The organism is Ruegeria sp. Alg231-54, assembly GCF_900143525.1.
In the GTDB taxonomy this organism is placed as follows: domain Bacteria; phylum Pseudomonadota; class Alphaproteobacteria; order Rhodobacterales; family Rhodobacteraceae; genus Ruegeria.
The window spans coordinates 196,074-222,516 of the sequence record NZ_FREZ01000003.1 but is presented as its reverse complement, the minus strand read 5'-3'; the positions used below and the strand labels follow the sequence as shown (position 1 = coordinate 222,516).

The window sequence follows — 26,443 nt, the reverse complement described above, 5'->3', positions numbered from 1 at the left end:
TGACGATCTTCTCGCCAGAGCTCTTCGTTGGCTTTCTCATGTCCCACTCCTCAATGGTTACGATGAGCCAGAAACACCTTCATATCAAGTATTGCTTTTTGGACCGGTAAGCGCTGACGTCAGACAGGTTTACCTATGTGTTGGCGTCTGTCGCATTCAGGGAACGAGTTGTTGGGCCGTCTCTCATCCCGGTGCCGACAGGTTGCCAACTTAGTAGTCGGCCTCTGCGTCATCGGGATATTTCCCGAAGAGGCAAACACCAAAAATTTCAGGATATTCGACCGCAGAAGAGTTGACCGCCAGAACATTTTCGACAGTCTCCAGTCCCAACATTTGTCAAATGAACCCATTCTCGAGACCGGCCCTGGTGCTCATTTTGGTGGCCTTTCGTTTGAAGGCCCGGCGGAGGCTGTTCTGTCCCAGAGCTGAGTGTCGCCGTCGCGGATCACAAAATCCGCTGATGTTTGCAAGTATGGCGATCTAGGTTTTATGGCGCGGCTGCGAGGATCGTTGCACCAAAGTTGGACCTCAATCGTCTTGAAGAAGGTTTGGTCCGGCGTTCTGGATTTGAACTGTGTACCGTTATCAAACAAAAACCGGTAAATTTCCCAAGCGGTATCTTGAAACCTTGGCGGCAAATGTATACCGGTGCATACAAATGCGATCGAGCGGGTTGTCCGACGCCACTCAACAGCAGCAGATTCACACAAAGCGGAAACAGCCATGAGCCAGTATTCAGATTATTTGGATGAAATTGAAACGCGCAAAGAACAAGGGCTTAGCCCAAAACCCATCGATGATGGCGCGCTGGTCGAGGAAATCGTCGAACAAATCAAGGATACCGGTCATCCACATCGCGCAGATTCGCTGCACCACCTGATTTACAACACGCTGCCCGGCACAACCAGTGCTGCGGGTGCGAAGGCAACGTTCCTGAAGGCCATCATCGTCGGCGAGGTTGCAGTCGAAGAAATCTCGCCCGAATTCGCGTTCGAACTTCTGTCCCACATGAAAGGCGGACCGTCGGTTGACGTGCTTTTGGATGTTGCATTGGGCGACAAGCAGGACACAGCGGTTCAGGCGGGTGAGGTTCTGAAAACTCAGGTATTCCTGTACGAGGCTGACACAGACCGCCTGAAAGCCGCTTATGAGGCGGGCAACAAGATCGCTGCGGATCTCCTTGAGAGCTACTCCAAGGCCGAATTTTTCACCAAGCTGCCCGACGTGGACGAAGAAATCCAAGTTGTCACATATATTGCAGCCGAGGGTGACATCTCCACTGACCTTCTGTCGCCAGGCAATCAGGCGCATTCGCGTTCCGACCGCGAGCTGCATGGCAAATGCCTGATTTCCGAGGCCGCACAAAAAGAGATTGAAGCGCTGAAGTTGCAGCACCCCGACAAGCGCGTGATGCTGGTTGCGGAAAAAGGCACAATGGGCGTTGGTTCGTCGCGGATGTCGGGGGTCAACAACGTGGCGCTTTGGACCGGCAAACAAGCCAGCCCTTACGTGCCCTTCGTCAATTTTGCACCAGTCGTGGCCGGCACAAACGGCATTTCGCCCATCTTTTTGACAACCGTGGGCGTCACCGGTGGTATCGGTGTCGACCTGAAGAACTGGGTCAAGAAAGTGGACGAGGATGGCAAGGCGATCCTCAACAACGATGGCAACCCGATTCTGGAACAGCGCTATTCGGTTGAGACCGGCACCGTGCTGACCATCAACACGAAAAAGAAAAAGCTCTATAGCGCGGATGGCAGTGAAGAACTGGTCGACATGGCCGGCTCATTCACCCCGCAAAAGATGGAGTTCATGAAAGCCGGCGGCTCTTATGCCATCGTCTTTGGCAAGAAACTGCAGACATTTGCATGTGAGACGTTGGGCATCGAACTGAAGTCGGCCTTCGCCCCTGCGAAGGAAGTCAGCCATGAAGGTCAGGGGCTAACGGCTGTCGAAAAGATCTTTAATGCAAATGCGCGCGGAGCGACCCCGGGCAAAGTGTTACATGCCGGCTCTGACGTGCGCGCCAAAGTCAATATCGTGGGCTCTCAGGACACCACCGGTCTGATGACCAGCCAGGAGCTTGAGGCTATGGCTGCCACCGTCCTGTCACCCAGTGTCGATGGTGCCTATCAGTCCGGCTGTCACACAGCTTCGGTCTGGGACCTCAAGGCGCAAGCCAACACGCCGCGCCTGATGGCGTTCATGCACAAATTCGGCCTGATTACTGCGCGTGATCCCAAGGACGTGTACCACGCGATGACGGACGTCATTCACAAGGTGCTCAACGACATCACCGTGGATGACTGGGCAATCATCATCGGCGGCGACAGCCATACGCGGATGTCCAAAGGCGTGGCCTTTGGTGCGGACTCGGGCACGGTTGCGCTGGCGCTGGCCACGGGTGAGGCGACAATGCCTATCCCGGAATCCGTCAAGGTGACGTTCAAGGGCGAAATGGCACCGCACATGGATTTCCGCGACGTGGTGCACGCGACGCAGGCGCAGATGCTGGCGCAACACGGCGACAACGTATTCCAGGGTCGCATCATCGAAGTGCATATCGGTACGCTGCTGGCGGATCAGGCCTTTACCTTCACCGACTGGACGGCCGAGATGAAGGCCAAGGCGTCGATCTGTATCTCGAACGACGATACGCTGATTGAATCGCTGGAAATCGCCAAGTCGCGGATCAAGATCATGATCGAGAAGGGCATGGACAACGATGTTCAAATGCTGCAGGGCCTGATCGACATCGCCGACAAACGTATCGCCGAAATCCGCTCGGGTGAAAAACCGGCCCTGCGCCCTGATGACAACGCCAAGTACTTTGCCGAAGTCGTTGTGGATCTGGATCAGATCGTCGAACCGATGATCGCCGACCCCGATGTGAACAATGCCGACGTGTCTAAGCGCTATACTCACGACACGATCCGCCCGATCTCATATTATGCGGCCGAAAAGAAGGTTGATCTGGGCTTTGTGGGCTCCTGCATGGTGCACAAGGGTGACATCAAGATCGTGGCCCAGATGTTGCGCAATCTCGAAGACGAGTATGGCAAAGTCGAGTTTAAGGCCCCGCTTGTTGTTGCTGCACCGACGTACAACATCGTTGATGAGCTGAAAGAAGAAGGTGATTGGGCAATTCTGCAGAAGTATTCAGGCTTTGAATTCGATGACCTGTTCCCCAAGCAAACCGCTCGGACCGAGTACGAGAATATCCTCTATCTTGAACGCCCGGGCTGTAACCTTTGCATGGGCAACCAGGAAAAAGCTGCCAAAGGCGACACTGTTCTGGCCACGTCCACCCGTCTGTTCCAAGGCCGTGTTGTAGCGGACAGTGAGACAAAGAAGGGTGAATCCCTTCTGGGTTCAACTCCGGTTGTTGTTCTGTCAGCCATTCTGGGTCGTACGCCGACGCTGGAGGAATATAAGGTTGCGGTCGAAGGCATCGACCTGACCAAATTTGCACCACCGATGGAAGTTCCCGGTACTGCCCGTTCTGTGCATTTCTAGTAAAATAGGGGGCGCGGCGAATGTTGCCGCACCCGCTTTACCCCAACCTGCCCGAAGCTTGGTAAAAACGGCGCATTACAATGGGGGTCAGGTACATCGGGATCTGATAGGCCCCGATGAACACCAAAAGTGGCGATGTCACCTCGGGTGGTAACGCAATCAGGAAAATCGCGACATTCCGGTTTCCGGCGACAATGGACAACGCGGTGGCTTTTTCGGCAGCCACTCGGTTGCGTGTCAGAAAGTAGATCACCAGTTGCGCGCCGAAATTGGCCAGACATGCGAACCCCACCCAAAAAGCCGCAAGCCCGGGATCAACAAGCGCAGTCGCGGTCACTGATGGCATCAGGCCGATCACAAAGACAGCGAGGGTGATCGTTGCTAATCCTTCAAGATTTTTAAGGGTAGTTTGTGACGGGTTTCTCAGAAACGCGAGGCGCAACAAAACGGCTGCAACAGTCGCCCCCGCGATTGTCCGAAACAGGCGAAAGACGGCGATAAGAACGGATTGAAAGTCGCCCAGTTCGGGCATCAGCACGAATATGGGAAATACGGTCAACGGCAATACGGCGGTCCCGATCACCATAAGGCGCATGGCTTGTTCTGCCGGATGTCCCATCATCAGGCACATGTTGGCACTGCCCGAGATGGACGGAGCCGCGGCCATGATCAGCAGAGACAAAAAGACCGGCGTACCGGTCCACCCACCGATTATGCCAATAGTCACAACTAGTAGCGGTAAAACCAGCTGGAATGCGATCACTGTGTTTGCCACCTGACGTAAATCGACCAAGGACCCCAACAACATAGCAGGCTCAATTCTAAGGACCGTCAGAAACAGCAGCAGTGCGACAAGCGGCGGTAAGATCGCTCGCATCGGCTCGGCTAGCGCGGGCAGCACCAATCCGGCGGCCAGCCCTGCGACCAGAACATAAGGACCGTTACGTGCCGCCAGATGAAGTGGGTTCAAAGCCCCCTACCCGCCCGGGCTTTGCCTAAGGTTTTCCGGCAGCCAGGTGGCCAGATCCGGGAACCAGATCAAGACGAAGACCATCACCACCATGATCAGGAACATCGGGATTGCCGCGCGGGCGATATAGCTCATCTCATGGTTCGTCATGCCTTGCATCACGAACAGGTTGAAGCCGATTGGCGGTGTAATTTGCGCCATCTCAACGACAACCACGATGAAAATACCGAACCAGATGAGGTCGATACCCGCGTCCCGGATCATCGGTTCCACCACGGCCATGGTCAGCACGACCGAGGAGATACCATCAAGGAAGCAACCCAGAATGATGTAAAAGACCAGCAGAACCATCAACAGTTCGAACCGCGTCAGCTCCCACCCTGCGATCAGATCAGCCAGACCCCGCGGCAGACCCGTAAATCCCATGGACAATGACAAGAACGCAGCCCCAGCAAGGATCAGGGCGATCATCGCACTGGTCCGGGTGGCCCCCATCAGGCTTTCGGTGAAGGTCTTCCAGGTCAGCGACCCCTGTCCCGCTGCGAGCAGCAGACCACCGATCACGCCAAAGGCGGCGGCTTCGGTCGCGGTGGCATAGCCCAGATACATCGACCCGATCACCACCATGATCAGCAGGATTACGGGCAACAAGAAGCGAGAGTTCTTGAGCTTTTCAGAAAAGCTCAGCTTATCTTCGCTGTTTGGGTTCCAGTCTTTCCCGAATTTCGAATAAATCGCGACGTATCCCATGAACATCGTCGCCAGTACCAATCCGGGCAGGATGCCCGCAAAGAACAGCTTGGTGATCGATTCATTGATGGTCACGCCATACACGATCAGCGTCAGCGATGGTGGGATCATCAGACCCAGTGTCGCCGCGCCGGTCAATGTTCCGATGATCATTCGTTCGGGGTAATTGCGTTTTCTCAGTTCAGGGATCGACATCTTGCCCACGGTCGTCAGTGTCGCCGCCGACGACCCGGATACGGCGGCAAAGACTGTGCAGCCCACGATATTGGTGTGCACCAATCCACCGGGCAAAGGTGCCATCCACGGCGACAGACCTTTGAACATATCCTCGGATAATCGCGTTCGATACAGGATTTCGCCCATCCAGATGAACATCGGCAGAGCTGTCAGGGTCCAGGACGAGGACGCCGACCAGATGGTGGTGATCATCACGTCGCCGACGGGCCGTGTAGTGAATAACTCCATCCCGACCCAGGCAACACCCATAAGCGCCAGACCGACCCAGACGCCGGTGCCCAACAGGGTGAAAAGAACAAAGAGGAAGAGGATGATAACAGACAAGTTTTCCATGCGCTTACTCCCCGTGGCTCTGATCGGCCAGATCACGGACGATACGGTGATTGCCACGGAAGATGACGTGGACCAGATGATCGGTCAGAGCGATTGCAAGAATGACCCCGCCGATCAGCATCGCAGACTGCGGAATCCACAGCGCGGTTTTGTCCTGACCCTGGCTGATGTCGTTGAACTTCCAGCTCCAATAGACAAAACGATAGGCATACCAGCAAAAGTACCACATCACCGCTGCACCCACGGAAAAACACCATATTTCAAGGATGCGTCGGACCCGATCGGGAACCGCATTGAGCAGGATCGACACACGAATGTGGCTGCCTCGGTTCAGCGCATTAGCAAATGCCAGAAAGGACGCGGCGGCCATGGCATAGCCTGCGTAATCGGGGGCGCCGGGAAAAACCTCACCGGTCCAGCGGGCCAACATTTGCACAACGATCAGCAGCAAAATGGCGATCAGGCTAAGCGCTGCCAGAACCCCTGCTGCCTGATAGATGAAATCTAATACGGACCTGAACCCTCGTAGTGCCGCCATGCTGTCCCCACTATTAGTTATTCTATGGAAACGGGCGGCAGGTTGATCCGCCGCCCATCTTTGGCCAATTACTGAGACGAATTGAACGCATCGACGATGGCCTTGCCCTCGTCACCTGCGGCCTCAAGCCACTCATTGGTCATGGTGACACCGATCTCTTTCAGCTCGTTTGTCATCTGTTCGGAGGCCGGACCAACTGTCATGCCGCCATCGCGCAAGCCTTGCAGGGTAAAGCCGGTGTATTCCTTGGCGCGCCAGTTGCCGGCATATTCGGCAAGCTCAGCACAGGCCTTGATGACGTTCTTGTTGGCATCAGAAACGCCAGCCCAGATGTCAGAGTTGACCATGACGTAGTTGCGCGGCAGCCACGCGTCCACCTCGTAGAAATAATTCAGGCTTTCCCATACTTTGCGGTCATATCCGGTCGATCCCGACGACACCATTGAGTCCGCGACACCAGTGGCAAAAGCCTGGCTGATTTCTGCAGCCTCGATTGTCACGGGCAGCATGCCGGTTAGTTCCGCCAATCGCGACGTGGCATTATTGTAGGACCGGAACTTGATGCCCTCCATGTCGGCGACCGAGTTCACCTCGTCTTTGAAGTACAGCCCTTGCGGCGGCCAAGGCACAGCATAAAGCAACGTAAGGTTCTGTTCAGCCAGCAGACTTTCAATCGAGGGTCTCGCCGCCTCCCATAGCTTGGCGCTGTCATCGAACGACGTTGCCAAGAATGGGATCGAGTCGAACCCAAACAGTGCGTTTTCGTTCTGGTGACCGGACAGCAGACGCTCACCAATTGGTGCTTGCCCGGTTTGAATGGCACGCTTGATGTCGGCACCTTTGAACAGCGACCCGGACGGATGCGTGACGATTTCAACCTCACCACCGGTGCCTGTTGTCACGCATTTGGCAAATTCCGCACCCGTGGCCGAGTGGAAGTTCGATGCCGAATATGCCATAGGCATATCCCATTTCTCGGCCATCGCCGGTGCGGTTGCTGCGGCTGTCAAAGCGGTTGCCGCCAGAAGGCTTGTCAATTTCTTCATCTTTTTCTCCCTGTTTAATTTTGTGTTGCCGGCTTGTGTTACCGGACATTTCTTAAGTCGCGTAGCGAGACGGCGCATAGACGCTCATATCCGCGTTTGGGGTCCTGCCCGTGATCATCTGCGCCAACAGACGCCCTGTTTTCGGCCCGCCTGTCAGGCCGATATGATGGTGGCCAAACCCCATATATGCCCCGTCAATTCCCGGCACCTCGCCGATGATCGGGATCGAGTCTGCCGGTGCGGGCCGGTGCCCCATCCATTCTACTTCGTCCTTCCATGTCACGCCCGGAAAGGCCGCCCGGGCATATTTGCGCATAAGTTCGAACGGTGCCTTCGAAGGCGGCGCATCCAGCCCGCCGAATTCGACAATCCCAGCCAGCCGGATGCGGCCGTCCATCGGCGTGGCAACGAACTTGCCCGAAGCAACCATAACCGGACTTTTCGGCATCGCGGAAGGTTCCACCAATTCAAGATGATAACCACGTTCTGTCTCCAGTGGAACAGAAACGCCCAATTTGCTGGCCAAAGGTCCCGACCAGACGCCCGCAGTGACAATTGCAGTGTCACACGGGATGGTCTCACCAGCCACCCGAACGCCTGAGACTTTACCGTTCTCGTGTACGACATCCTCAACAGCAGCACGGATGACCCTGCCGCCGTTGGCCTCGACATGTGCGGCGAGGTCTTTCACGTACCGCCCGGGATCGGTAATGTGTCCGTGATCGGGAAGTTTGGCAGCAAACCCGATATCTTTGCTGTAGATCGGGTCGTAGGCGTGGAACGCGGCACCCTCTAGTTCTTCCCACTTGAACCCGTGTTTGCGCCGAACACCCCAACCAAAGGCATCGCCTTCAAAATGCTGGCGGTTTTCGTAGAGGAACAGGTAGTCGGATGGCACAATCCATTTCTCGGCCGTCGTACCCTGAGCCAGGGCCTGATGATCGTTTAGGCTGTCTCCGACAATGGGGGTTAGCGCGGCCGCTATACGTTCGACGTCGCCTGCGTTTGCGTGTTTCAGATAGCGCGTCAACCACGGCAAGAGCTTGGGTACATAGCCCCATTTCATGAACAAAGGTTGCGACGGGTCAAACAGCATCCTCGGCGCTTTTTTCAAAAGCCCCGGCACCGTGACCGGAATAATCGAGCAAGAGGCCAGCACACCGCCATTGCCATGCGAGGTGCCCTCTCCGGGGCCGGCCTTGTCGATCAGGATGACATCATGTCCGTCACGTTGCAGCCAGACGGCGGTCGAGACACCAACGATACCGGCACCGATAATGGCAATTGTCTTTTTCTCGCTCATGCCGCCACCGCTTTGGAAACAGCATAGTGGTTCAGCTTTGCCTCGTCCGGCTTCCCGCCAAGACCCGGTGTGTTGGGGACAACGACTTGACCCTGTTTCACCTCGAAAGGTTTTTCAAGAATGTCTTCGTTAAGGAAGTATGAGGCCTGATAAAACTCGCAGCCCAGCGTAATTTCCGGCGTCGCGGCGATCATATGAGCCCCGGCAAGATGTGCCAAACCGGCCTCAAACATATCTCCGCCATACGCGCTGAGACCATGTGCGGCGGCCATGCGGGCGACTGTTTGCCCGCGCGTCAGACCGCCGGATTTCATGATTTTGACCGAGACACCGTCGCAGATCCCTTCGCTTGCAGCGCGTTCCATATCCTCGGGGCCAAAAACGCTTTCATCGGCCAGTAGCGGCACATCCGTCATTTGCCGTAGCTTCGCCATCATGCCGTAGTGATGTGCGCGTACCGGTTGTTCGATGAAATCGGGATTGAACGATGCCACGTCCCGTACCTGCGCCGGTGCGTCCTCGATCGACAGACCTTGATTGTAATCAACGCGGGCCGAGAACTGTGGGTAATGCTTCGCCAAATACTCGAGCCGCATGATATCAAAAGCATGATCCTTAAACCCAGTCTTCAACTTCACGATCCGCACACCGTCGTCCTGCAAACGGGCCAGAAGATCTATATCCTGCGCAAAATCAGGGTTAGCGATGGAGCAGCTTAGCGGGATCGCGTCGCGGCATTTCCCTCCCAACAAGGCCCAAACAGGAACGGCGCTGATCCTGCCAGTCAAATCAAGCAAAGCCGCTTCCAGCGCCGCCTTGGCCTCGGTGCAATGCGCAACCGCATATGCGGCCTGCGCCATGATAGCGGCTCTGTCAGCAACCCTCGCCCCCATCACCAACGGACGCAGATACCTATTCAATGCGGCGTAAGTCGCTTCGGGCGTTCCGGTGAATACGGACCAGGGTGAGGCTTCGCCATATCCGTGGCTACCATCCTCGGACGTCAGGCGCAGGACAACGACCTCGCACACGCCTTCGACAGATCCAATACCGTGGTCCCGGCGGGATGTGACGGGCAGTTCAAGGTGCCACAGGTCGTATCCGATGATTTGTTGTGACAGATCGCCCATTCGTCCTCCCCAGCGGTAGGTGGAAGCCTGCCTTGACCGGCATATCATTTCAAATACTATGTTTTCGTAAGTCCATCATAAGAAATGATAGGTTGAGCTATGTCTCTGCGCTTTCGTCAGTTGCAGGCGTTCCACGCCATCATGGAAACCGGCACTGTGACGGGAGCCGCGTCAGTCCTGGGAATCTCCCAGCCGGGCATCAGCAATCTGTTGGCTCAGTTGGAACGTGAGGCCCGGCTGCCTTTGTTCGAACGCAACAAAGGACGTCTTTTGCCGACGCCAGAGGCAGAGCTTTTGTATCGAGAGGTCGATACCGTGGTCCGCGGGCTGGATCACGTTGCGCAGGCCGTGTCGGACCTGCAGAACAAGCACCCCGGGCAATTGCAGGTCGCAGCGCCGCATTTATTGTCGTTCGGTTTCATGCCGCGAGAGATAGCACGCTTTGCCAAGTCACGCCCCAATCTATCCGTCAGCTTCCAGTCGCAGTATTCTTCAAAAATACAGGAATGGGTGACCTCGGGCTTGTTCGAAATTGGTATCGTCGAGATGCCAATTCTCCACGACACGCTGAACTATCAGGTCTTCCATTTTGAAACGATGGCCACGTTCCCCGAGGGTAGCCATTTGGCGACCCATGACGTTCTGACGCCAGAGCTGTTGGAGAATGAGCCGTTCATCGTCATGGGCCCCGAGCACCAAACCCATCGCAGGACCCGCGACATTTTTCAGACTGCAGAGCGTACCTGGCAGACGCGAATTCACACACACTTGTCGGAAAACCTGCTGAGCTTTGTCAAACAGGGCATGGGCGTGGCGATGATTGATCCGTTCACAGTGACCTTCGATGAAGAGGGCGGATATCAAACCCGCCCTTTCAGACCAGCCGTTACGCTGGATCTTGCGATAATCACTGCCAAAGGACGTCCTTTGTCGATGATTGCACAAGAGTTTCTTGCCCAGTTGACCCCGTCAATCGCGTCTTATGCCACCCATTCCGACACCGGTGCCGCAGCTTCGTGAAGCTGTTGTGAGTGGATGTCGACCAGCGTCGGGCCATCATGCTCAACAGCCTGCTTCAAAACTCTGCGCAGATCATCCGGGTCTTTCACTGTCCAGGATTTTACCCCAAATGCCGCTGCAACAGCGGCGTGATCGGTCCGATTGAAATCGACGTTGTAGTAACGCTGCCCAAAGCCTGCATCCTGACCCGCTTTGATCCAGCCAAAGACTGAGTTCGAGAATACGATCGAGGTAATCGGCATTTTGTGCCGCACCATCGTTTCAAACTCACCGCAAGTGAAGCCAAACGATCCATCCCCCATAACGGACAATGTCTTGACCGATGGCCGACCTACATGGGCGCCCATCGCCGCACCAAGCGAATAACCCAACGCGCCATGCGCCCGATTGGTGATAAAATGCCGCCCCGGTTTGCGCCAGCGGTAATGGGCGCTGAAGTAAGGGCACGGGGTGCCCGGATCAGCGACAACAATCGCATCATCGTCCAGGATGTCTGCAAGAGCCGCCATTACGGCTTCGGGCCGGATCGGGGTGTCGCGACTGGCCGCAAGCGGTGCGAACGCTTGCAACTTGGCCTCCCAGGCGGCACGGGCCTGGGCCGCTCCACCAAGGCCTGGCAGATCGCGCCGCGTTTTCAGTGACTGCGCCAAGGCCTCTAACGCTAGCCGGGCGTCGGCGCAGATGGCCACCTCTGTCTGATAGTTTGCGCCGATCACCATCGGATCGCTGTCTATATGGATGATGTTAGCATCCCGCCCGGGGCTGCGCCAGCGTTCGGTCGTGACCGACCCCGCGCGGCATCCGACAAATATGACCACATCGGCCTGATCCACAATGGCGCGCGTGGCCGGAACACCACCGTTCGAGCCAACGACGCCCAAGGCCAGCGGATCCGTTTCGGCAATGGAACCCTGACCGGAAACTGTTGTGGCAACTGGGATATCCAACAGGGTGGCAACACGGTGCAATGCCTCTTCGGCCCCGGACAGAACCGGCCCGCCGCCGCAAACGATGACTGCTGATTTGGCTTTGGCCAGGATATCCGCGGCCGCTTCAATGGCATCCAGATCCGGTCCAGCCCGTTCAGCGGGATAGCTGCGGTGGCGTGCATCTGCCCAAACCTCAGCTTCGTCCACCGGACCTTTCTGCGTATCAAAGGGCAGCGCCAGATGTGTGGCGCCCGGAGTTCCGGTCGTCATTGCACGAAACGCAGCCCGCACCATCGCAGGCAAACGCGAGGCGTCGTCCAGAGACGCATTCCACTTTGCCAACGGCTTGAACAGCGCAGCCTGATCCAACTCAGTCAACGGGTATTTTCCGCGGCTGGTCGTCGCCACGTCAGAGGTGATCGCCAGAATGGGAACCGAGCTTTCGCTGGCCTCGATCACCCCCGGCAGTATGTAGGTCGCCCCGCCTCCGGACGGGCCTTCGCAGACGCCCGGCTTGCCAGTGACGCGTGCGTATCCATCCGCCATATAGGCCGCGTGACGTTCATCCCGGGTCAATATGTGCTGAATACCATGATCCACCCGCGCTAACGCGTCATAGAAGGGCAGCGTTGTATCACCGCACAGGCCGAACATGTGTTTCACGCCGTGTGCCTCCAGCATGCGCACCATTGCCTCAGCACCTGTCAGATAATTCGTCCCGGTCATCGCTGATTTCCTTTGATTTCGATCTGCATGCAGATCTGTATACAGTTTTGTATATTGATTTCAAGAGCAGCCTGTGGCACGCCTTAGCAAACGGAAAAAGGCGGCACTTATGGCAGGTCCACGCGTTGACGACATCTATGATCAGGTAAAGGCGATGGCCGTCTCGTTTCACCTTCGACCAGGTGATCGGTTGAACGAGGTGGCGCTGTCGAAGGAATTGGGCGTCAGCCGAACCCCCCTGCGCGAGGCCCTGAACCGGTTGGTGGCCGAACACCTGTTCGACTTTCGCCCCGGTCTGGGGTTTTTCTGCCGCCCGCTGGACCCGCAGAGCGTGTTTGATCTGTTCGAGCTGCGCCAAATCATCGAATCCGCCGCCGCGCGCGTTGCTTGCGCAAAGGCGTCTGACAAAGATCTACAAACACTTCGGGATGAGCTTTACGCGACCGGCATCGACATCACCGGCCTGACCGTCGAAGAAGCCGTCAGCAGAGACGAAGATTTTCATCTGGGCATTGCGAGGCTATCGGGCAACAATGAGCTGGTGCAAACCCTGACCCGGATCAACGAACGCATCCGATATATCCGCTGGGTTTCCATGAGCTTGGATCGGGTTCAACGCTCGAAAGACGAACATAAACGGGTCATGCAGGCCTTGCTGGATCGCGACGAGGATGAGGCCGCGAGCGTACTGGGCGCGCATATTTCCAAGCGAATGGATCAGGTGCAGGACGCCGTGCGCCACGGGATATCCAGCATCTACATGGAAGGGTCCGAAGACATCTCGGCCCGCATTATCGAGGAGGCGCACGGATGATCGCCCAAGGTGGCAAATCCATTTACGGAGCGTCAGTGGGCATTCTGATGCTGGACGCCCAATTCCCACGCATCCCCGGTGATATGGGAAATGCGCTGACATGGCCTTTTCCGGTGCTCTATCGCATTGTGCGGGATGCCTCGCCGGACCTAGTCGTTCGACACCGGGCCGAGGGCATGTTGGACGCATTCATTGATGCCGCGCGAGAACTGGTCAAGGACGGCGCGGATGGCATTACCACCAATTGCGGGTTTCTGTCCCTGTTTCAGAAAGAGCTGTCCGAGGCTGTGCCGGTTCCTGTTGTGACCTCATCTTTGATGCAGGTGGAGATGGTGAACGGTATCCTTCCGGCCGGAAAACGCACGGGGGTTCTGACCATCTCTGCCTCCACTTTGACCCGTGAACATCTGCGCTGTGCTAAGGTTCCGGACGATACACCCATCGGATCCACCGAAGGCGGGCGCGAATTCACACGCGCGATACTGGGGAATGAACTTGGCCTGGATGTTGATAAGGCCCGTGCCGATAACGTTGATGCCGCAATTGCGCTGCAGTCCGAAAATCCGGACCTTGGCGCGATTGTGCTGGAATGCACGAATATGTGCCCATACGCGGCAGATATTCAGCGCGCTACCGGTTTGCCCGTCTTTTCCATTGTGACATTGGTCAGTTGGTTTCAAGCTGGACTTGTGCCGCCGCGCTTTCCCAATCCCTAAAGGGCGCGGCGGTCAGGCCTAAGGTCTCTTTTGTCCACCAATTCGTGCATTGCGCTTACCGGAAAAAGACCGTAAGCGTCCCGCCCGCCGGTCGCAGCCTACCCGGTTATCAAAACAAGGACTGAAAACATGAAAACTACATTGGTCTGCTCCGGCGGGCTGGATTCCGTGTCGTTGGCGCATGTGCTGGCCGCGGAAGGAAACCTGTCACGGCTTGTGTCTTTCGACTACGGCCAACGCCACACCAAGGAGCTGACCTTCGCGGCCCTCTGTGCAAAGCGGCTAGGCGTGCCTCATCACGTGATCGACCTGCGTTCTGTCGGAGCGTCGCTGACAGGCTCGGCCTTGACCGACGATGTCGACGTGCCTGACGGGCATTACGCGGAAGAAACGATGAAGGTCACGGTTGTCCCCAACCGCAATGCGATCATGCTGACCATCGCTTATGGCGTGGCAGCAGCGCAGGGTGACGACGCAGTCGCGACAGCTGTGCATGGAGGCGACCATTTCATCTATCCCGATTGCCGTCCGGCATTCACAGATGCGTTTGACACCATGCAGCGCGCCGCGTTGGACGGCTACGCGGATGTGGCGCTGCATGTGCCATTCGTGCACCGCAGCAAAGCCGATATTGTCCGCGAAGGCGCGCGCGTGGATACCCCGTTCGATCAGACGTGGTCCTGTTACAAGGGCGGCGACGTGCATTGTGGCCGTTGCGGAACATGCGTTGAACGGCGCGAGGCGTTTGATCTGGCCGGTGTGCCGGACCCAACGCAATACGAAGACGCCAAATTCTGGAAGTCGGCCATCGCGGGGGCACAGGTCTGATGTACCGGATCACCAAGGAATTCCACTTTTCCGCCTCGCACCAGCTGACCCACCTGCCCGAAGATCATCAGTGTGCCCGGATGCATGGACACAACTATGTCGTCGTGGTCGAATTGGCCCGGCGCGAGTTGAACGCGGATGGGTTCGTGCGGGATTACCACGAGCTGAAATCGCTCAAGACCTATATCGACGACGAATTTGACCACCGGCACCTGAACAATGTGCTGAACGTCGTGTCGACTGCCGAAAACCTCGCGCGGCACTTCTTTGACTGGTGCGCGGCCCGCTGGCCCGAAACCGCTGCGGTGAAAGTGTCCGAGACGCCCAAGACATGGGCCGAGTATCGCCCATGACCCTACGAATATCCGAAATATTTGGCCCCACGGTACAGGGCGAAGGCGCGCTGATCGGTCAGCCGACAGTATTTGTTCGCTCGGGCGGATGCGATTTTCGGTGCAGCTGGTGCGACAGCCTCCATGCTGTCGACAGCACCTATCGCCACGATTGGGCAGCAATGGAAACGCAGGCCGTCTGGTCTGAGGTTCAGCGTTTGTCAGGCGGGCGGCCACTGACCGTGTCTCTGTCTGGCGGAAATCCCGCCATTCAGGATTTTGGTCCGCTGATCCGACAGGGCAAAGCGGAAGGTTATGCCTTTTTATGCGAAACCCAAGGGTCAATCGCAAAGCCGTGGTTTTCCGACCTTGCTATGCTTGTTCTCAGCCCGAAACCCCCCAGCAGTGGCGAGGATATGGATTGGACGGCGTTTGGCGCCTGCCTCAACGTGCGCCCCGTGCAGACTGTCCTCAAAATCGTGATCTTTGACGACACGGATTTTAACTGGGCACGCAGCGTTGCCGACCGGTATCCGGACCTTCCGCTGTACCTTCAACCAGGTAACCCGGAAACCGATCCGGCCAGCCCGGTTGATTTGAACAATGCCACCAGCCGCATGGAATGGCTGATCGACAAGACTTTGAATGCCGGTTGGTTCGCGCCTCGCATTCTGCCCCAGCTACATGTGCTGATCTGGGGCAACAAACGCGGCGTCTGACTGCAGGAGAGATAACATGACCGATAGTATCTACAGTAACCTCACCCAGTTGGGCGGAGACACCAAAATGCCAGCCAGCCCGGAAGAGGCGGTTCTGGAACGCGTGCAGAACCCGCAGGCTGATGTGGATTACAACGTGCGCTTTACCGCGCCCGAGTTCACCTCGCTTTGCCCGATGACGGGCCAACCGGATTTTGCCCATCTGGTGATAGATTACGTGCCCGATCAGTGGTTGGTGGAAAGCAAGGCACTCAAGCTGTTTCTGGGCTCGTTCCGCAATCATGGTGCCTTTCACGAAGATTGCACCATCTCGATTGCCCGCCGGCTGCAGGAGTTTCTGGAACCCCGATGGCTGCGTATCGGAGGGTACTGGTATCCGCGCGGGGGCATTCCGATCGACGTGTTCTGGCAAACTGGCCCAACGCCCGAAGGCGTCTGGATCCCGGATCAGGGTGTGCCGCCTTACCGTGGGCGTGGTTGACCACGATGATTTGAGAGGCGTGTAGGCCCCAGCCTGACAAGCAATCAAAGGGGCCCCTACACCGGTTCGAAACGTGGCGCTTTGGCAGTGGTGGTAATTTTGTTTCGTCCAAGCTTGTGGTTTTGAAACATCATGACAATTCAGCGTTGATGGGTTAGATGTTCTTTTAATGTAAGAACGAATTCCTGGTGACGTTTGTGGAACAGGTGGCTTTTAACTTTGAGATGGGTGTTGTTTGCGCCCTTCTTGCCTTCACCGTATTTCTCTTTGTATCCGAAATCGTCAGAATTGACCTTTCTGCCATACTTGTTCTGGTCCTTATCGGCCTTCTCAGTTACGCGCCCGGGCTCGAAAAACTCGCTGACGTGCCGCACCTGTTTGATGGATTTGCATCCAATGCGGTGATTTCCATTATCGCGGTCATGATCGTCGGCGCGGGCCTCGACAAGACCGGCATAATGAACAAAGTCGCCGCTGTTATTCTGAAATATGGCGGTACGTCCGAGAAACGCGTGCTACCTATTATTTCGGGCACTGTTGGGGTCATTTCCTCGTTCATGCAGAACGTTGGGGCCGCTGCGCTGTTTCTTCCGGTCGTCAGCCGAATATCTTCCCGATCGGGCATCCCGTTGTCGCGCTTGCTGATGCCCATGGGGTTCTGCGCCATCCTTGGCGGAACAATGACGATGGTCGGATCTTCGCCTCTTATATTGCTGAACGATCTGATCCAGTCAGCCAACAATAGCCTGCCCGACGGTCAGAAAATGGAACAGTTCGGCCTGTTCTCTGTGACGCCGATCGGGATTGTTCTGATCCTGACCGGCATCGCCTACTTTCTGCTGCTGGGTCGGTGGGTTTTGCCGGGTGATGAGGGATCGGAAAACACCGGGACCGGACAGGGAACGCAGGAGTATCTGCAACGTGTCTACGGCCTGAAAGCCGACGTTTTTGAAGTAATCGTTCCAGCCGAAAGCCCGTTGGTCGGGCAGATTTTGGCCGACATAAACCACGAAAACCACCTGTACATCATTTCGACATTCTATCGCGGTAAAACCTCGATGGTTCAGGTTCTGACAGCTGAAATTGCTGCGCCTTGCCGATTGGCGATCATTGGTCGGCGCTGGGTCGTAGAGGAGTTCGCGCAGAAATACGGGCTGACCGTGCTGCCGGCGCTGGACATCTTTGTCGAAGAATTCGCGCCAACCAATGCAGGCATCGCCGAAGTTGTCATAACACCCGACAGCAAGCTGATCGGGAAATGCCCTCGCGAGCTATTGTTCCGCAAGACATACGGCATGTCGTTGCTTGCCATCCATCGCGGCGAGGAAACGCTTAGCCATGTTGAATCCGAAACGCACGAGTCCACTCAAATCGGGCTTGAGGAGTTTCACGCAGGCGACATGCTTGTTGCCCATACACGGTGGGACAACCTGATGCGGATCAAGCGCGATCCCGATTTTGTGGTCGTCACCACCGACTTCCCACAAGACGAACTGCGCCCGCAAAAGGTCGGTTGGGCGCTGGCGTTTTTCGCCGTTTCCTTGTCGATGATCCTGTTCACCGACATTCGGCTCTCGCTCTGTCTGTTAACCGGCGCCGCGGGAATGATGCTAACACGTGTGTTGAGTGTCGATGAAGCCTACCGTGCGGTCGGATGGAACACAGTCTTTCTGCTCGCATGCCTTATTCCACTGGGTCAGGCGGTACAGAACACCGGCACGGCTGCGTGGATTGCACAACAGATCATGGTCATTCTGGACGGCTGGCCGATCTGGTCACTTCAGGCCGGCGTTGCGATTTTGGCCACGGCGTTTTCATTGGTGATGTCCAACGTCGGGGCCACTGTTCTGCTTGTGCCATTGGCCGTTTCCATTGCGGTGGCAGCTGGCGGAAATCCGGCTGTATTTGCCCTGACAGTTGCCATATCAACGTCGAACAGCTTTATAATTCCGACCCATCAGGTAAACGCCCTGATTATGGGTCCTGCAGGGTATAAAGTCATGGACTTTGTGCGCTCAGGGGGGGTTATGACGATCCTGTTTCTTGTCGTTTCACTCCTTATGCTCAATTTGCTGTACTGACCGCGCCGGCAAGCAGGAATGGTCCATAATTACAAGACCTTACAGCTGTAAACTACCGCTCGCTGAATGCGCTTTCCATTGTCATCTGCACCAGCTTCAACAAGTAGGAAAGCAGCGTCTATTGGCCGAAGCGGTACTGACCAACCCGGGCTCTGAGATCTCGTGTATCCAAACCGAAGCCTATGAGGGAATTGATTGGTAGCGGCACTCAGCCATGTTTGCGAGCCACGATCCAAGTTGGGTTATATGTCAGGGACACGCCATCATCGTCGCCAAAGTGTCGGACATATTGTTCCGAGAATTGGGCAAGACTGGTTTTGGTCCAGACCTTCTGCGCGCGCCCGTTGACCCCAGTTCTTCGAAGGTGATTGAGAACGCCTCGGGGCGTATCAAAGTGCAGTGCAGAAAGGTTTTCGCCGCAACTGATAATCTCTAATTGGCCTTCGACTGCCGCGGCCAAATCTTCAGATCGGCGCAAGCCCGGCGCTTTGGCAGTTGACCCTACTTTCACCAGCTCCCGATATTGTTCCGGTCCAAAGCCTGAAACCGCCAACCACCCACCTGGAGCCAATGCTTTGGCTGCGCGTTGTAGAAAGGTTGCAGGGTCATGCAACCATTGGACCATAGACGCTGACGTAATTAGGTTTGGCTGAAACGGCCATTCAACAGTTTTGGCATCACCACACAAAAAGTCTGCGCCGACCGCTGTTGCGGTCTCAGCTGCTTCGGGCGACAGGTCATTGACCGTCAACTGGCCAATATCGAATGCGCTACACACCCGATGCGTGAGGTGGCCGGTACCACAGCCAAATTCCAATCCGGTCGCGAAACGATGCGGTGCGCCGCCGGCCCGCATCTCATGGACCAGCCGATCCGCGATTTTGGCCTGCTGGCTGGCCGAGCCGTGATAGCTGCGGAAACTGCGGCTGAAACTGCGCTGGACGCGGTCCGCGATCTGCACGTTCATGAGATCCACTCCTGCCAGTTCTGGCTGTCGCGAAACGGAACATGCGGGGCGGCAATACCACGCACGGCAGATTGTTGGTGCGCCCATGCCGCCTCTTGCGCGGGGGTCGGGATAATACGGTCCCGCTGGGGGATCCAAATCCGGTCAAACGCCACTTCGGGTGCGCCACCACGGTCGATCACGGCGTGAAGCTCTGCCTGCGCAGCCTCCAGATCAATTTCAGGAACCGGCCCGTTCAATCCGGCACGGCGGCAGAACTTTGAGAAACTGGCTGCGGTCAGGTTTTCCGCCGTGGCGCGGATCATATCCGGCGCGATTCCACGCTCGGGGTCAGCCGGACATAGCGTGCCACTGACAGCAATCAGCCGATCGGGACGAAACCCAGTTTGCGCCAGCCAGTGGCCCGCAGATGCGACGCCAAAAGAAAAGGCAATCAAATTGACGCGGTCATATTGCGCAATATCAGGCAGAGGATCGTCAAAGTGGCGGAAGTCGTCGACGAATAGCACATCGCCGCGCCCTGTAAGTCCAGTAAAAGGCGCAGCCCCCAGCGCCCAACCACCAAAAATCAGGATCAATTCATCCGTTCCCGAACGCGATAACCACCGCTGTTTCATGACATGCCTTTGACGAGCGAGATCATGGCCGATGTTACACGGCTCAATTCATTCGCAGAGATGATGTAAGGCGGCATGCAATAGATGTTGCGGGCAAACGGGCGCAACCAAACGCCGGTATCGGGTGCGAGCGCATGCGCAACCGCAGGATCAACCCATCGCTCCATTTCGATGACCCCGATCGCGCCAAGCACGCGCACATCGGCAACGCCTGGCAATTCACGTGCGGGGGCAAGCTCTTGCTTCATCTGGTCGGCGATCGCGTGCACTTCGGCGTGCCAATCTCTGATCGATAATTGTTCCAGACTGGCCACCGCGGCAGAACAGGCCAGCGGGTTGGCCATATAGGTCGGGCCATGCATCAAAACGCTGGCTTCGCTTTCCCCAATTCGGCGCGCGACATCTTCAGTCGTGGCGGTCGCGGCCAGAGTAATATGGCCGCCAGTCAAAGCTTTGCCCAAACAGATGATGTCCGGAACCACTTCGGCGTGGTTCATCGAGAACAGTTCGCCCGTGCGACCAAACCCGGTCGCGATTTCGTCAAAAATCACAAGAATTCCATGTGCTTTACACAGGTCTTGCGCGCCTTTTAGCCACTTGGGGTGATAGAAGTACATACCACCCGCGCCCTGCACCACAGGCTCAAGGATCAGGGCCGCGATTTGATCGGCCTTGGTTTCCAGCAGCTCTTCCAAAGCATCCAGCCCATTCAGGGTTGGATCATCCGTCCATTCCTGCTCAAACGATATCGGCGGGCGTGGCAGGAAATGTTGGATTGACAGCGCGCCACTGAACAGCCCATGCATCCCATTCTCGGGGTCGCAGACGCTCATCGCTTTCCATGTGTCCCCGTGATAACCGCCGTGAATGGTCGCAAACTGCGTGCGCCCCGTGTGACCCAGCGCCATCTGAAACTGCACGGCCATTTTCAAAGCGACTTCAATCGCGACCGATCCGCTGTCGCTGTAGAAAATGCGATCCAGTCCGTCAGGCAACAGCTCGACCAGCTTGCGGCCCAGGTCAATTGCGGGTCGATGCGTCAGGCCACCGAACATGACATGGGGCATTTGCCGCAGCTGTTCCTGCATCGCAGCAGTAATGCCCGGATGACGATGCCCGTGCACCGCACACCACCACGACGACATTGCGTCGATCATCCGAGTGCCGTCTTCCCGGGTCAGCCATACCCCTTCGGCCTCGGTGATCAGATGCATCGGACCGGGGTTCAGAACATTCGTATAGGGATGCCAAAGGTGGCGGGCATCAAACTCCAGAGCGGTCACAGAGCCCTCCGAATTGTTGCTGTGTCAATCGCATCGAAAGCATCCGACAGCGTTCCCCGCGACAGGGTTTCAAGATACGGCAAGCGTCCCAAATGGGTAACCTGACACATCTCGGCGATGGTTTGTTCAACCTCCGGCTCGGCGTCGCCTACGAATGCTACGCCGACGACGTTGCAACCTGCACCCCGCAAGGCCATCAGGGACAGGGTAGTGTGGTTGATCGTGCCCAACGCGGTTCTGGCCACCAGAACCACGGGTGCCTGCCACACCGAGATGACGTCAAGGAAAAAGGTCTTGCGGTTCAGCGGCACCATGATCCCGCCTGCCCCCTCGACGACCAAGGGCCCGTTGACCTGCGGCAGCGCAAGCCGATCCGGCGAAATCTCGACGCGCATGTCTTCGGCCGACAAATGTGGTGAGGCTGGCATGTTCAGCCGATAGGCTTCCGGCAAAATTTCGGCACCGGAAAGTGTCGCGACGGTTTCTGTGTCCGTTGCATCTTCAAGCCCGGATTGCACCGGCTTCCAATAGGTCGCGCCAAGCGCGGCCGTCAGGCCTGCAGCAAAAACCGTTTTTCCGACGCCGGTGTCGGTGCCCGAGACAATAACAGCGCTCATGCCGCCTCCGTCTGTTGATGCGCCAGCGTTTCGAACAGGGCGCTTATGTCATCCTTGCCCACGTTGCCAGTGATCGACACGCGCAGGCGCGACGTGCCCCGTGGCACGGTCGGCGGCCGGATACCACGGACATCAAAACCTTTGGCCTGTAACGTCGCAGCCATTTCCATTGTTTTGGCGTCATCGTCCAGAATTATGGGGATAATCTGGCTGTTCAGCGCCACTTGGGGTGTTCCGATCTGACTTGCGGCGGCATGCGCGTGGCGAATGCGGGACAGGGCATTCTGGGCCAGCAAGCTATCTGTTTGAAGATGCTGTAGAACCGCACGAACGAGGGCTGCGTTGAATGGCGATGGGGCCGTGGCAAAGATAAACGGACGTGCGCGGTTGATCAGTGTTTCGATCATCACCCGAGGGCCGCAAATCAATCCGCCCGAAACCCCCAACCCTTTGCCGCATGTGTGCAAAGTTAGCAACTCAGCCTTGATGCCATGCGCCAGACCCTTACCGTTCGGGCCAAATACTCCGGTCGCATGAGCCTCATCCACGACCAATATGGCACCGTGTTCACAGGCCAGATCAGACAGCGCGGCCAAGGGCGCAATGTCGCCTTCCATGGAATAGATGCTTTCCACGGCGATCCAGATTTGGCCAGACCCTCCTTTTGCCACCCACGCCTCAATGGCCAGACGTGCTGCGGTCACGTCATTATGAGCAAAGGCACGTGTTTGGCCGCGTCCCATCCGCATGCCTTCATGCGCACTTGCATGAACCAAAGCATCGTAAAGGATCAGATCTTCGGCGGCAGGAAGGGTCGAGAAAATCGCCTGATTGGCCTGGAATCCTCCGCCCATGAACAAAGCAGCCTCAGCATCAAAAAAGGCGGCGGCCTCGTGTTCAAGCGCCTCATGTTCGGGATGATTGCCCCGCAAAAGACGGGAACCACCGGATCCCAGCGGCACGCCCTGCGCCAATGCCGCTTGCGCGGCATCGCGCAGGAATGACGATTGCGCCAATCCGAGGTAATCATTGGACGCAAAATCCAGGCCGCGCGGTGGTGCCAACACCCGGCGGCGGTGTCGGGTGTCCAACAGTTCAAGCATCGAGTTCAACCGACTCAGTGCTTTCATTCAGCAGCATCCAGACAGGATTTTTCAACCGACGTTTCTGCCTGCAACCCAAGCTTGGCAAACAAAATGGCATCAGTGTCTTCTTCGGGGTTTTCTGCCGTCAAAAGCGTTTCACCAACAAAGATCGAGTTCGCACCGGCGAAAAAGCACATGGCTTGCAATTCCTCACTCATATCGCTGCGCCCGGCGGAAAGCCGTACATAAGACTGTGGCATCATGATCCGCCCAACGGCTATTACCCGCACAAAGTCGATCGGATCGATCGGTTTGGCGTCTGCCAGAGGCGTGTCTTCTTGCGGCATCAACATGTTGATCGGCACCGAATCCGGTGCCGGGTTCATATTGGCCAAGGTGACCAGCATATCGACACGGTCCTGAACCTCTTCGCCCAGTCCAAGGATACCGCCGGAACAGACCTTGATACCCGCTTCCTGCACGCGGTTCATCGTGTCAATGCGGTCCGCAAAGGTGCGAGTGGTGATAACTTCAGGATAGTACCGCTCGGACGTGTCGATGTTGTGGTTGTAGTAGTCCAGCCCGGCATCACGCAAACGGATCACCTGATTATCGTCCAGCATGCCAAGGGTCATGCAGGTTTCCATCCCCATCTCGCGCACACCTTCGACCATTGCGACAAGCGCATCCATGTCGCGGTCCTTGGGTTCGCGCCATGCGGCACCCATGCAGAAACGGGTTGCCCCGCCGTCGCGGGCCTTGCGGGCTTCGGTCAGAACGCGCTGAACCTCAATCAGTTTCGAGGCCGACAGCTTTGATCCGTTCCGTGCTGATTGCGAGCAATAGGCGCAATCTTCGGCACAGCCACCTGTTTTGATCGACAGCAGTTTCGATGTCTGGACCTTGTTTGGATCAAAGTTCTCGCGGTGCACTGTCTGCGCGCGAAACAGCAAATCCATCAGCGGAAGGTCATACAGAGCTTGAGCAGCCTCACGGGACCATATCGGGGCAGTGTTTTTCATTTTATAGATACTTTTCGAAAACTCTCATGGCTATGCACTCTTTTATAGATAAAGACCGCTATCACAACCAGAATCTACCTTCTGCGTCACTCAGGCGGAAAAACGCGGATGCTTGCGATAGCCCGCTGTACCAACGACGCTTTGGCAAACGATACGGAGCATTCTGCCCCAATGCGGATGCCGCCATTTCCGCAATATGCGCCGCGCGATAATCCACCGTCTCAAAACGACATATGTTGCCATGATTGGGCAAGCAGATCACAATGGGCATCAGTACCGAACATTCCCGCATGCGCCGCGCCGCTGCAAACGCGTTGGATACCGGTGTCACAAGATTGTTTTGTAAGTCATGCAGAAGGCGCGTTAGCCAACATATTGAAAGGTTCCGAATGACCTCCTCCAGCCATTTTTCGATGTCTCGCCGCCAGTTCCTTGCCACAACCACGGCCAGCGCCGCCGCAATCACCCTGCACCCTTTTTCGGCCGCCGCTGCCGACAATCAGGCGCATCTTCGGATCATGGAAACCACCGATATCCATGTGCATGTCTTCCCTTATGATTACTACGCAGACAAGCCGCGCGATACGGTGGGCCTGTCGCGCACCGCATCGATCATCAATGACATTCGGTCAGAGGCAACCAACTCGTTGCTTGTGGACAATGGCGACTTTTTGCAGGGCAACCCAATGGGCGATTACATCGCTTATGAGCGTGGCATGAAAGAAGGCGACAGCCATCCGATCATCGCCGCATTCAACACCGTGGGCTATGACGCCGCGACCTTAGGCAACCACGAGTTCAATTACGGCTTGGATTTTTTAGAAAAGTCACTCGCCGGTGCAGATTTCCCGGTCGTTTTGGCCAATATCGCCAAGGAGCAAGGCGCAGGGCCACGCGACGACAAAACTTTGGTCAAGCCTTACGCCATTCTCGACCGCGAGATTGAAATGGGCGACGGCAGTAAGCATCCGATCAAGGTTGGCGTCATTGGCTTTACCCCACCTCAGATCATGAATTGGGACCGCAAGCATCTGGAAGGCAACGTTCAGGCCCGCGACATCGTCGATACGGCGCAAGCGTATGTGCCAGAGATGCAAGAGCAAGGCTGCGATCTGATCATCGCCCTGTCGCATTCTGGTATCGGTGAGGCAGATCACACTGATGGCATGGAGAACGCCTCGGTCGTGCTGGCCGGCGTCGATGGCATCGACGCGCTGGTCACGGGCCACAATCATCTGGTCTTCCCTTCGCCCACCTTCGCGGATCGCCCGGGTATTGATGTCGAAAAAGGCACGCTGATGGACAAACCAGCGGTCATGGGCGGTTTCTGGGGCTCGCATCTGGGTCTGCTGGATTTGCTGTTGGAACGCGACGGGAATGAATGGCGCGTCGTGACGACGACGTCCGAGGCGCGCCCGATCTCAAAGCGCAACGAAGATCGTTCAATCACCGCGCTGGTGGGCGACGACCAGACCGTGCTGGATTCGGTCGCCAAAGATCACGACGAAACACTGGCATATGTTCGCCGCGCCGTTGGGAAGACGTCCGCGCCTTTGCACAGCTACTTCGCACTAGTCGCGGATGATCCGTCGGTGCAAATCGTGTCGATAGCACAAAAATGGTATGTCGAAGAGATGATGAAGGGCACCGAGCACGAGGGGCTACCCATCCTATCAGCCGCTGCCCCGTTCAAGGCCGGTGGCCGTGGTGGGCCAGAGTATTATACCGACGTTCCAGTGGGCGATGTGGCTATCAAAAATGTGGCTGACCTGTATCTCTATCCGAACACCGTGCGGGCGGTCCGCGTGAACGGGGCACAGGTTCGAGGCTGGCTGGAGCGTTCGGCAGGCATGTTCAATCAGATCGAGCCGGGCTCAGCCGACGCAATCCTGCTGAACCCAGAGTTCCCATCCTACAATTTTGATGTGATGGACGGCGTGACCTATCAGATCGACCTGTCCCAACCCTCGCGATTTGGACCAAAAAGCGAAGAAGTAAACCCAGACGCGGCGCGGATTGTGAACCTGTCCTTCAACGGCACGCCGGTTACGGACGATATGGAGTTCATCATCGCCACCAACAATTACCGCGCGTCTGGCGGCGGGTCCTTCCCGGGCGCATTGGGCGACACGATTGTTTTCGAGGCCCCAGACACCAACCGCGACGTCATCGTGCGCTATATTGTTGAGCAGGGTACAATTGATCCAAAAGCGGACGCCAACTGGTCCTTCGCCCCGCTTGCAGATACCACGGTGCTTTTCGAAACCGGCCCCAAAGCGCGCGACTATATGAGCGATGTCAAAGGAGTGGTGATCGAAGACGCAGGCGAAGGCGCCGATGGTTTCGCCGCGTTCCGCATTAAACTTTAAACGCCAAAGATTTT

Annotated in this window: 24 protein-coding genes; 10 read left to right on the top strand and 14 right to left on the bottom strand. The window is 56.7% G+C overall.

Features of this window, described 5'->3' with window-relative positions; genetic code table 11:
* Positions 1-371: 371 nt before the first annotated feature.
* A complete protein-coding gene (locus tag DHN12_RS24420) occupies positions 372-725 on the bottom strand; it encodes a hypothetical protein (protein ID WP_159089992.1) in 354 nt (117 codons plus the stop codon).
* Here DHN12_RS24420 and DHN12_RS07855 point away from each other — a divergent pair.
* Positions 724-3,516, top strand: a complete 2,793-nt coding sequence (locus DHN12_RS07855; protein WP_108859698.1) for a bifunctional aconitate hydratase 2/2-methylisocitrate dehydratase — start codon at positions 724-726, stop codon at positions 3,514-3,516. The genes DHN12_RS24420 and DHN12_RS07855 overlap by 2 nt on opposite strands.
* A 37-nt stretch (positions 3,517-3,553) precedes the next feature.
* On the opposite strand, the gene DHN12_RS07850 is transcribed toward DHN12_RS07855, so the two are convergent.
* The 6 genes from DHN12_RS07850 to DHN12_RS07825 form a co-directional block, all read right to left on the bottom strand.
* On the bottom strand, positions 3,554-4,486 hold the full coding sequence (locus DHN12_RS07850) for a hypothetical protein (RefSeq protein WP_108859697.1): 933 nt from the start codon (positions 4,484-4,486) through the stop codon (positions 3,554-3,556).
* Positions 4,487-4,492: 6 nt separating this feature from the next.
* Positions 4,493-5,806 (bottom strand): TRAP transporter large permease, encoded by a 1,314-nt coding sequence (locus tag DHN12_RS07845; protein WP_108859696.1) that lies wholly within the window; start codon positions 5,804-5,806, stop codon positions 4,493-4,495.
* Between the two features lie 4 nt (positions 5,807-5,810).
* On the bottom strand, positions 5,811-6,344 hold the full coding sequence (locus DHN12_RS07840) for a TRAP transporter small permease (protein ID WP_108859695.1): 534 nt from the start codon (positions 6,342-6,344) through the stop codon (positions 5,811-5,813).
* 68 nt (positions 6,345-6,412) lie between these two features.
* On the bottom strand, positions 6,413-7,390 hold the full coding sequence (locus DHN12_RS07835) for a TRAP transporter substrate-binding protein (RefSeq protein WP_108859694.1): 978 nt from the start codon (positions 7,388-7,390) through the stop codon (positions 6,413-6,415).
* 52 nt (positions 7,391-7,442) lie between these two features.
* The gene (locus DHN12_RS07830) at positions 7,443-8,693 is read right to left on the bottom strand and encodes an FAD-binding oxidoreductase (protein ID WP_108859693.1); all 1,251 of its coding nucleotides are present in this window, start codon (positions 8,691-8,693) and stop codon (positions 7,443-7,445) included.
* Positions 8,690-9,823: an enolase C-terminal domain-like protein gene (locus tag DHN12_RS07825; RefSeq protein WP_108859692.1), complete on the bottom strand. Its 1,134-nt coding sequence runs from the start codon at positions 9,821-9,823 to the stop codon at positions 8,690-8,692. The genes DHN12_RS07830 and DHN12_RS07825 overlap by 4 nt, the downstream gene beginning before the upstream one ends.
* Before the next feature lie 99 nt (positions 9,824-9,922).
* Here DHN12_RS07825 and DHN12_RS07820 point away from each other — a divergent pair, with 99 nt between their 5' ends.
* Positions 9,923-10,843 carry a LysR family transcriptional regulator gene (locus tag DHN12_RS07820; protein ID WP_108859691.1) on the top strand — a complete coding sequence of 307 codons (921 nt, stop codon included), beginning with the start codon at positions 9,923-9,925 and terminating at the stop codon, positions 10,841-10,843.
* On the opposite strand, the gene DHN12_RS07815 is transcribed toward DHN12_RS07820, so the two are convergent.
* Positions 10,804-12,498: a thiamine pyrophosphate-binding protein gene (locus tag DHN12_RS07815; RefSeq protein WP_108859690.1), complete on the bottom strand. Its 1,695-nt coding sequence runs from the start codon at positions 12,496-12,498 to the stop codon at positions 10,804-10,806. The two genes, DHN12_RS07820 and DHN12_RS07815, sit on opposite strands and share 40 nt — an antisense overlap.
* Before the next feature lie 109 nt (positions 12,499-12,607).
* On the opposite strand from DHN12_RS07815, the gene DHN12_RS07810 reads away from it, so the two are divergent.
* The 7 genes from DHN12_RS07810 to DHN12_RS07780 all read left to right on the top strand — a co-directional run bounded on the left by DHN12_RS07810 (position 12,608) and on the right by DHN12_RS07780 (position 18,469).
* Positions 12,608-13,312 carry a GntR family transcriptional regulator gene (locus DHN12_RS07810; protein WP_108859689.1) on the top strand — a complete coding sequence of 235 codons (705 nt, stop codon included), beginning with the start codon at positions 12,608-12,610 and terminating at the stop codon, positions 13,310-13,312.
* On the top strand, positions 13,309-14,028 hold the full coding sequence (locus DHN12_RS07805; protein WP_108859688.1) for an aspartate/glutamate racemase family protein: 720 nt from the start codon (positions 13,309-13,311) through the stop codon (positions 14,026-14,028). Before DHN12_RS07810 ends, DHN12_RS07805 begins: the two co-directional genes overlap by 4 nt.
* 129 nt (positions 14,029-14,157) lie before the next feature.
* A complete protein-coding gene (queC, locus tag DHN12_RS07800; RefSeq protein WP_108859687.1) occupies positions 14,158-14,856 on the top strand; it encodes a 7-cyano-7-deazaguanine synthase QueC in 699 nt (232 codons plus the stop codon).
* A complete protein-coding gene (gene queD, locus DHN12_RS07795) occupies positions 14,856-15,209 on the top strand; it encodes a 6-carboxytetrahydropterin synthase QueD (RefSeq protein WP_108859686.1) in 354 nt (117 codons plus the stop codon). The genes queC and queD overlap by 1 nt, the downstream gene beginning before the upstream one ends.
* The gene (gene queE, locus DHN12_RS07790; protein WP_108859685.1) at positions 15,206-15,907 is read left to right on the top strand and encodes a 7-carboxy-7-deazaguanine synthase QueE; all 702 of its coding nucleotides are present in this window, start codon (positions 15,206-15,208) and stop codon (positions 15,905-15,907) included. Before queD ends, queE begins: the two co-directional genes overlap by 4 nt.
* A gap of 16 nt (positions 15,908-15,923) precedes the next feature.
* Complete coding sequence (queF, locus tag DHN12_RS07785) at positions 15,924-16,388, top strand: preQ(1) synthase (RefSeq protein ID WP_108859684.1); 465 nt, start codon at positions 15,924-15,926, stop codon at positions 16,386-16,388.
* 224 nt (positions 16,389-16,612) lie between these two features.
* A complete protein-coding gene (locus DHN12_RS07780; RefSeq protein ID WP_108859683.1) occupies positions 16,613-18,469 on the top strand; it encodes an SLC13 family permease in 1,857 nt (618 codons plus the stop codon).
* Between the two features lie 208 nt (positions 18,470-18,677).
* Here the strand turns inward: DHN12_RS07780 and DHN12_RS07775 are convergent, their stop codons facing one another.
* From DHN12_RS07775 to bioB, 6 genes are read right to left on the bottom strand one after another with little or no spacing between them, the layout of a single operon-like run.
* The gene (locus DHN12_RS07775) at positions 18,678-19,436 is read right to left on the bottom strand and encodes a methyltransferase (protein WP_159089991.1); all 759 of its coding nucleotides are present in this window, start codon (positions 19,434-19,436) and stop codon (positions 18,678-18,680) included.
* Positions 19,433-20,053, bottom strand: coding sequence for a pimeloyl-ACP methyl esterase BioG family protein (locus DHN12_RS07770; RefSeq protein WP_108859681.1), 621 nt, complete (start codon positions 20,051-20,053; stop codon positions 19,433-19,435). Before DHN12_RS07770 ends, DHN12_RS07775 begins: the two co-directional genes overlap by 4 nt.
* Positions 20,050-21,336: an adenosylmethionine--8-amino-7-oxononanoate transaminase gene (gene bioA, locus DHN12_RS07765; protein ID WP_108859680.1), complete on the bottom strand. Its 1,287-nt coding sequence runs from the start codon at positions 21,334-21,336 to the stop codon at positions 20,050-20,052. The genes DHN12_RS07770 and bioA overlap by 4 nt, the downstream gene beginning before the upstream one ends.
* A complete protein-coding gene (bioD, locus tag DHN12_RS07760; protein ID WP_108859679.1) occupies positions 21,333-21,953 on the bottom strand; it encodes a dethiobiotin synthase in 621 nt (206 codons plus the stop codon). The genes bioA and bioD overlap by 4 nt, the downstream gene beginning before the upstream one ends.
* On the bottom strand, positions 21,950-23,083 hold the full coding sequence (locus DHN12_RS07755; protein ID WP_108859678.1) for an 8-amino-7-oxononanoate synthase: 1,134 nt from the start codon (positions 23,081-23,083) through the stop codon (positions 21,950-21,952). Before DHN12_RS07755 ends, bioD begins: the two co-directional genes overlap by 4 nt.
* Complete coding sequence (bioB, locus tag DHN12_RS07750; protein WP_108859677.1) at positions 23,080-24,060, bottom strand: biotin synthase BioB; 981 nt, start codon at positions 24,058-24,060, stop codon at positions 23,080-23,082. Before bioB ends, DHN12_RS07755 begins: the two co-directional genes overlap by 4 nt.
* A gap of 389 nt (positions 24,061-24,449) precedes the next feature.
* Between bioB and DHN12_RS07745 the strand changes: the two genes are divergently transcribed.
* Positions 24,450-26,429 (top strand): bifunctional 2',3'-cyclic-nucleotide 2'-phosphodiesterase/3'-nucleotidase, encoded by a 1,980-nt coding sequence (locus DHN12_RS07745; RefSeq protein ID WP_108859676.1) that lies wholly within the window; start codon positions 24,450-24,452, stop codon positions 26,427-26,429.
* Positions 26,430-26,443 lie beyond the last annotated feature (14 nt).

Coding starts and splice junctions, on each gene's coding strand:
- DHN12_RS07855 (WP_108859698.1), top strand. CDS start 724: ATGAGCCAGTATTCAGATTATTTGGATGAAATTGAAACGCGCAAAGAA.
- DHN12_RS24420 (WP_159089992.1), bottom strand. CDS start 725: ATGGCTGTTTCCGCTTTGTGTGAATCTGCTGCTGTTGAGTGGCGTCGG.
- DHN12_RS07845 (WP_108859696.1), bottom strand. CDS start 5,806: ATGGAAAACTTGTCTGTTATCATCCTCTTCCTCTTTGTTCTTTTCACC.
- DHN12_RS07840 (WP_108859695.1), bottom strand. CDS start 6,344: ATGGCGGCACTACGAGGGTTCAGGTCCGTATTAGATTTCATCTATCAG.
- DHN12_RS07835 (WP_108859694.1), bottom strand. CDS start 7,390: ATGAAGAAATTGACAAGCCTTCTGGCGGCAACCGCTTTGACAGCCGCA.
- DHN12_RS07830 (WP_108859693.1), bottom strand. CDS start 8,693: ATGAGCGAGAAAAAGACAATTGCCATTATCGGTGCCGGTATCGTTGGT.
- DHN12_RS07825 (WP_108859692.1), bottom strand. CDS start 9,823: ATGGGCGATCTGTCACAACAAATCATCGGATACGACCTGTGGCACCTT.
- DHN12_RS07820 (WP_108859691.1), top strand. CDS start 9,923: ATGTCTCTGCGCTTTCGTCAGTTGCAGGCGTTCCACGCCATCATGGAA.
- DHN12_RS07815 (WP_108859690.1), bottom strand. CDS start 12,498: ATGACCGGGACGAATTATCTGACAGGTGCTGAGGCAATGGTGCGCATG.
- DHN12_RS07810 (WP_108859689.1), top strand. CDS start 12,608: ATGGCAGGTCCACGCGTTGACGACATCTATGATCAGGTAAAGGCGATG.
- DHN12_RS07805 (WP_108859688.1), top strand. CDS start 13,309: ATGATCGCCCAAGGTGGCAAATCCATTTACGGAGCGTCAGTGGGCATT.
- queC (WP_108859687.1), top strand. CDS start 14,158: ATGAAAACTACATTGGTCTGCTCCGGCGGGCTGGATTCCGTGTCGTTG.
- queD (WP_108859686.1), top strand. CDS start 14,856: ATGTACCGGATCACCAAGGAATTCCACTTTTCCGCCTCGCACCAGCTG.
- queE (WP_108859685.1), top strand. CDS start 15,206: ATGACCCTACGAATATCCGAAATATTTGGCCCCACGGTACAGGGCGAA.
- queF (WP_108859684.1), top strand. CDS start 15,924: ATGACCGATAGTATCTACAGTAACCTCACCCAGTTGGGCGGAGACACC.
- DHN12_RS07780 (WP_108859683.1), top strand. CDS start 16,613: ATGGGTGTTGTTTGCGCCCTTCTTGCCTTCACCGTATTTCTCTTTGTA.
- DHN12_RS07775 (WP_159089991.1), bottom strand. CDS start 19,436: ATGAACGTGCAGATCGCGGACCGCGTCCAGCGCAGTTTCAGCCGCAGT.
- DHN12_RS07770 (WP_108859681.1), bottom strand. CDS start 20,053: ATGAAACAGCGGTGGTTATCGCGTTCGGGAACGGATGAATTGATCCTG.
- bioD (WP_108859679.1), bottom strand. CDS start 21,953: ATGAGCGCTGTTATTGTCTCGGGCACCGACACCGGCGTCGGAAAAACG.
- DHN12_RS07755 (WP_108859678.1), bottom strand. CDS start 23,083: ATGAAAGCACTGAGTCGGTTGAACTCGATGCTTGAACTGTTGGACACC.
- bioB (WP_108859677.1), bottom strand. CDS start 24,060: ATGAAAAACACTGCCCCGATATGGTCCCGTGAGGCTGCTCAAGCTCTG.
- DHN12_RS07745 (WP_108859676.1), top strand. CDS start 24,450: ATGACCTCCTCCAGCCATTTTTCGATGTCTCGCCGCCAGTTCCTTGCC.